The 6000-nt window shown below is 26.6% G+C and carries 4 protein-coding genes and 1 pseudogene; 3 read left to right on the top strand and 2 right to left on the bottom strand.

The window, feature by feature from the left end:
* The first annotated feature begins 254 nt into the window (after positions 1-254).
* Positions 255-1295, top strand: coding sequence for an alpha/beta hydrolase (locus Q0K52_RS01235; protein ID WP_297295624.1), 1041 nt, complete (start codon positions 255-257; stop codon positions 1293-1295).
* A 505-nt stretch (positions 1296-1800) separates the two neighbouring features.
* On the opposite strand, the pseudogene Q0K52_RS01240 reads toward Q0K52_RS01235, so the two are convergent.
* Positions 1801-2055, bottom strand: a pseudogene (locus Q0K52_RS01240) (cell surface protein); the annotation flags it as partial.
* A gap of 430 nt (positions 2056-2485) precedes the next feature.
* Here Q0K52_RS01240 and Q0K52_RS01245 point away from each other — a divergent pair.
* Positions 2486-2917, top strand: coding sequence for a PepSY-like domain-containing protein (locus Q0K52_RS01245; protein ID WP_297295626.1), 432 nt, complete (start codon positions 2486-2488; stop codon positions 2915-2917).
* Positions 2918-3073: 156 nt separating this feature from the next.
* A complete protein-coding gene (locus Q0K52_RS01250) occupies positions 3074-4075 on the top strand; it encodes a C45 family autoproteolytic acyltransferase/hydolase (RefSeq protein WP_297295627.1) in 1002 nt (333 codons plus the stop codon).
* A 396-nt stretch (positions 4076-4471) separates the two neighbouring features.
* Here Q0K52_RS01250 and Q0K52_RS01255 read toward each other — a convergent pair whose 3' ends face one another.
* Positions 4472-5839, bottom strand: coding sequence for an MATE family efflux transporter (locus Q0K52_RS01255; RefSeq protein ID WP_297295628.1), 1368 nt, complete (start codon positions 5837-5839; stop codon positions 4472-4474).
* Between the last annotated feature and the right edge of the window lie 161 nt (positions 5840-6000).

Here is a 6000-nt window from a genome sequence, read left to right on the forward strand (position 1 = left end):
TTAAATTTAGAATGCATACAACGCACGTTAAACTAAATCGAAAAATATAAATCAATTAATAATACAACGTTTATTATATTAAAAAATCAGCTCACCGTGCGGTATGTAAATTTTAAATCTAGTTAAAACAGGTGTTTGATCTCATTTTTTATACTATACCTAAAAAGTATAGTTTGTTATAAATAATAAATATTTGATATATATAAATATTTTATTATAATAACAATAATTATAATAAAACGGAGGACATTCTAATGATAAAAACTTTTTTAAAAAGGGCAGTATTATTTTCAGTATATATGCTTTTTCCTATAAGTACAATTATGGCACAGAATAATACATTGAAATGGGATAAAACTTTTAAAAAAAGTGATAAAGTAACAGTAAAAAAAGTATCATTCTATAATAGATTAGGAATAAATATAGTTGCTGATTTGTATACACCTAAAGATATTAATACAAATCAAAAATACAAAGCATTAGTTATAGGCGGACCTTATGGAGCTGTAAAAGAGCAGGCAGCAGGAGTATATGCTCAATCTATGGCAGAAAGAGGATTTGTTACTATAGCATTTGACCCTTCTTATAATGGAGAAAGCGGAGGTTCTCCTCATTATACAGCTTCTCCTGAGGCATTTGCTGAAGATTTTAGTGCTGCTGTTGATTTTCTTGGAACGCTTGATTATGTTGATAGAAATGAAATAGGAGCTATAGGAGTATGCGGAAGCGGAAGTTTTGTTTTGAGTGCTGCACAGATTGATACAAGAATAAAAGCTATAGCAACTGCAAGTATGTATGATATGGGCAGAGTTGCACGTCAAGGTTTATATGATTCTGTAACTGCTGAAGATAGAAAGAAAATGCTTGATGATATTTCTATGCAAAGATGGAATGAATATGAAGGAGGTGAGAAAAAATACCAAATAGGAACACCTGAAACTATAGATGAAAACTCTTCGGATATAGTAAAAGAGTTCTACAGTTATTATCGTACAGAGAGAGGCTTTCACCCTCGTGCAACAACTACAATGTCTATTATAAGTACTGTAAGTTTGATGAATTATTATCCTTTGGAGCAGATTGATTTTATATCACCAAGACCTATACTTTTTATAGCAGGAGAAAAAGCTCATTCAAGATATTTCAGTGAAGATGCATACGAAAAAGCAAAGGAACCTAAAGAATTAATAATAATACCTAATGCTAATCATGTTGATCTTTATGATAGAACTGATTTAATACCTTTTGACAAATTAGCTGATTTCTTTAATCAAAATTTAACGAGTAAAAATTAAAGAAGTATAATTGATTTGTCTTTAATAACTTTAAAATATTAAAAAGTTTATACTAGTTAATAATTCAATTTATGTTATTAACTAGTTTTTTATTATCGTGTGGTGTGTAGGCTAAAAATTTAAATAACACTATGGGTTTTTAAATCCTGTTTAAGCAAATAAGAAAGAATAAATTAAAATTGCAAATGAAATTAATAAAGAATAATGGGTGGGATTGTAATAAAAGTTTTAAAACTTAATTACATTTACCCGCCCTTTAGGCTTTCAATCTTTTTCTCTCATTTTTGTATTATTTTTCTTTTTTATTTCCACTGTTATTTTAGCTGCCCACCCAAGATTTTTTTTAAATTTAGAATGCATAAAACGCACGTTAAATTAAAATAATGATATAAATCGATTAATAATACAATTTTAATTATATTTAAAAATCTGCTCACCGTGCGGCATAAAAATAGGGTATAGAAAAAATTATTTCTATACCCTTTTATTTTATAACAATGATCTTTTATTGAGCACTATTAGGATTCAAAGAAGGTAAATACCAAGTTATACCAGTGTTCGCACCAAATGCTATAGGTAATCCATTTACTGGAGATTGTATTTTTGGAACTCCATTGTTTACATCCATTTCAAAGTACCATTCCAAAGCCTGTATAGGTCTTACATAAACTTCTCCATAAGCAGACCAATATATACTGTGTACAAGCTTGCTTCCTTTTCTTCCGTCATCTTCAATTCTGTATCCTAAACCAGGTTCAAATTCTGTACTCCTAAAGTTTTTTTATTTTATAGGTGTAGTCTAGGAAAATTATTTATAGAATTCAAATTTTTTTCAAAAAAAATTTTGATTTTATTAAAAAATCTAACTTTTTTTAATATTTTTAATTTTGTTATATAAAGTTTTATTTTTATGTTTTATTATGTATATGATAAAATTTAAATGATTACTTTATTCTAATTGCCCTATCATTAGAACAATAAGTAAATAATATTTACAAAACTTATAAAATTTTATATTCTTTTATATTAATATGTGTTAAATGTATTGTAATACTCTTGTAAGTTTATGCTTTAAGTAAAAATATCGTAAATTAAATGTAAAATATATTGACAAAAACTGTAATTAGGCTATACTTATAATTGTAAAGATAATTTACAGTAACAAAGAACAAAATTAAAGGAGATTTATTATGACAAAAAAATTATTTGCTTTATTAATAACTTTAACAGTAGTTTCTACTTCATCTGCTTTTGCTGATTGGTTGGTTCCAGCTTCTTCACTTCCTCAGAAATCACAAAGTTTGATATCACAATTATATCCAGATGCTCAGATATGGAAAGTAGAGAGAGATGGAAGAAAATTTGAAGTTAAATTATCAAATGGTGCTTCAATAGACTTTTTAATGAATGGCGATTGGCATAGTATAGACGGTGAGTATAATGGTGTACCTCTTTCTGCTTTACCTCAAAAAGTAGCAAACACAATACAAAATAGTTATCCTCAAGCTGCTGTAATAGATGTTGAAAAAGAATGGGGAAATTATAAAGTAAAATTAAATAACTTTATGGAATTATTTATATCAGCTAATGGACAATTAATGGGACAGAAATTTGATGATTAATACTCTATAATTATTTATGAAAAATACTGAAAAAGGAGGGCTGTTTTTTATGGCTCTCCTTTTTTATTACCATATTTTTAGAAAAATTTTTTATTCATATTTACTTTAAATTTTTATTATGCTAGCCTTTTATAAAGTTATTTTTTGGAGTATAGTATGTATCATTCAAGATTTAAGGGAAGTCATTATGAAGCAGGTTTCAAATATGGAAGTATACTTTCCAAAAACAATATAAACCCTTTAGATAAAATAAAAATATCAAAAGAGCGTAAGGTCTTTGCAGCAAAATGCATACCAATATATAAAGAATTTTTTCCTGAAATAATAGAAGAAATAAAAGGAATGGCTGATGGATTAAGCAGCAATAATATAAAAACGGATTATAAAGATATAGCAGATTTTTTATTTACAATATATGCTTTTACATTTGAAAATAAATGTTCTTCTTTTGCATTTAAAACAGATGATGATATTATTTTGGCAAAAAACAGTGATTTTATAAAAAGCATAGAAAAGTATTGTGATAGTGTATATTATAAATTAAATGATTCATATTCATTTATAGCAAATACAACGGCATTCATTGAAATGGAAGATGGTATTAATGAAAAAGGTCTTGCCTGTGCTTTAACTTTTGTATACCCAGTAAAAATAAATTATGGTTTTAATGCCGGCATGCTTATAAGATATATATTAGAAAAATGTAATGATGTAAATGAAGCTTTATCTTTTTTAAAAGAAGTACCTATATCATCAGCACAAAATATTATTATAGCAGATAGAAATTCCAATATAGTATTAGTTGAATGCAACTGTGATAAAAAATATATAATAAAAAATGATTATGTATTTACTTCCAATCATTTTACAAGTGAATCTATGAAAGTTTATCAAACGGATTTAGAAGATAATGTGCATTCTTATGAAAGATATAATACATTAGAAAACGCTTTTAAAAACAATAAATGTAATTTAGATTTTTCAAAAGAATTGTTATCAGGCAAATATGGTTTTATATGTCAGTATGATAAGAAAGATGATATAGATACTATTTGGTCAAGCATATATTCTATAAAGGATAAAAATATATATAGGGTAGAAGGCAACCCGTCAAGAAAGAATTTTAAAGAGGATAAAAGATTAAAATTTTCTTATTAAAATAATTTAAACATTAAAAAAATAATTTAAACATTATTTTAACGCACGGTTAATGAAGCTTAATATATAATTGAATTTAAATTATTAATCATTCTAAATTGAAAATTTTATTCTGCGTGCGGTATATAAATAACAAATTTAAAAACAACTTGGGTGGGTGTTAAAATAACAGATTAAAATAAAAAGGAAAAATGCAGTAAAAATAACATAAAAGAATTTAAAAGAAATAGGGTGGGGTTAAAATAAAGCTTTAAAACTTATTTACATACCCCGCCCTTTAAAATTTTTTATCTTAATAAAAAATTATAACTTTATTATTCTTAAAAAACAAATATTGAAAAGCAACGCCCGCCCAAGTGCTGATTAGGTTTATAACCTTTATAAGTATATTTTCTGTTATAAAGATTCTGACATCATTTGTTTTTTCTTAGCATTTCTATAAATGTATATGTACATTATAGAAGCTAATAATATGGAAGCTACGTCTGCTATAGGCTGTGCCCATATTATGCCGTTTATTCCAAAAAATTTTGTTCCTAAATATATAGCAGGTACAAAGGCAAGACCTTGTCTGCATATAGAAAGTACCAAAGAAGGCAATGCTTTCCCAAGTGCCTGAAATGTTGATATAAATACAAATTGAAATCCTATAATAGGAGCCACTGAATATGCTGCTATTAAAAACTTAGAGCCATACTCTATAACTTCATAATTTTTAATAAATATTTTAACTAATTCTTCAGAGAATATCAAAGCTATAATTAGAAATATAGTACCAGCTACAAAACTAAATAGGCAGGATAATTTTATTGATGCATTCATTCTTTTATAATTTTTAGAAGCGAAATTGTATCCTATAAAAGGCTGAATCCCTTGTCCTAATCCTATAAAAACTAAAAGTACAAGAGTAAATATTCTTTGTGAAACTCCAAGCCCAGCAACAACATTATCATTATATTTTGAGGCGAAATTATTTATTAAAATATTAGCTATACTGATAAGAACATTATTCATAAACACAGGAAAGCCAATAGAAAAAACATTATTAAGTATATCATTTGATAATGAGAACTCTTTTATATTTATAGATAAGAAAGTACTTTTTCTAGATATATGCCATATATAATAAAAAGTAGAGCATGCATTTCCTATTATTGTAGCTAATGCAGCACCAGCAACACCCATATTCATATAGAGTATCATAATAGGATCCAATATAATATTTATAATAGTTCCAAGCATCATTCCAATCATAGCCTCTTTTGAAGCTCCTTCAGAACGTACTATTTGACCTAATGACATTTGACAAACTACAAATACAGCACCGAATGCCACTATAAGTAAATAATCTGAAGCGTATTTATATGTATAAGGACTTGCTCCTGATAATTTTAATATCTGTTTTAAAAATATCAAAAATACAGCCATACATACTATACCAGTAATAACACTGGCATAAAATGCAAATGCAGAAACCTGTTTAGCTTTATGATAATCTTTAGCTCCCAAGCTTCTAGATATATACGAAGCTCCTCCAATACCATATATAGAACCGAAAGACATAAGCACCAAATATATAGGCATAGTAAGAGAAACGGCAGCTACCTGATTAGGGTCGTTAGTTTTTCCTACAAAGAAAGTATCAACCATATTATAAAATACATTGACAAGCATGCCCAATATAGTTGGAAGTGCTAAAGTTATTAATGCTTTATATACAGGATAATTTTCAAATACATCAATTTTTTTATCATGTTTATTCATACGTTTCCCAAATACAATTATAATTAAAAAGCATTACATTATATTATATTTTGTTTTAATATCAAGCATTAAATACTAAATGAATTGTTTAAGAGCCATAGATATTGCACACTTTTATTTTAAAAAAAGAAGGTATTCCTTATAATTTAAATTTCTAGAAA

This window comes from uncultured Brachyspira sp., assembly GCF_944390845.1.
GTDB lineage: Bacteria > Spirochaetota > Brachyspiria > Brachyspirales > Brachyspiraceae > Brachyspira > Brachyspira pulli.

Bases quoted from the DNA above. Each gene is read 5' to 3' on its own strand.
- Q0K52_RS01250 (WP_297295627.1), top strand. From the start codon at position 3,074: ATGTATCATTCAAGATTTAAGGGAAGTCATTATGAAGCAGGTTTCAAA.
- Q0K52_RS01245 (WP_297295626.1), top strand. From the start codon at position 2,486: ATGACAAAAAAATTATTTGCTTTATTAATAACTTTAACAGTAGTTTCT.
- Q0K52_RS01255 (WP_297295628.1), bottom strand. From the start codon at position 5,839: ATGAATAAACATGATAAAAAAATTGATGTATTTGAAAATTATCCTGTA.
- Q0K52_RS01235 (WP_297295624.1), top strand. From the start codon at position 255: ATGATAAAAACTTTTTTAAAAAGGGCAGTATTATTTTCAGTATATATG.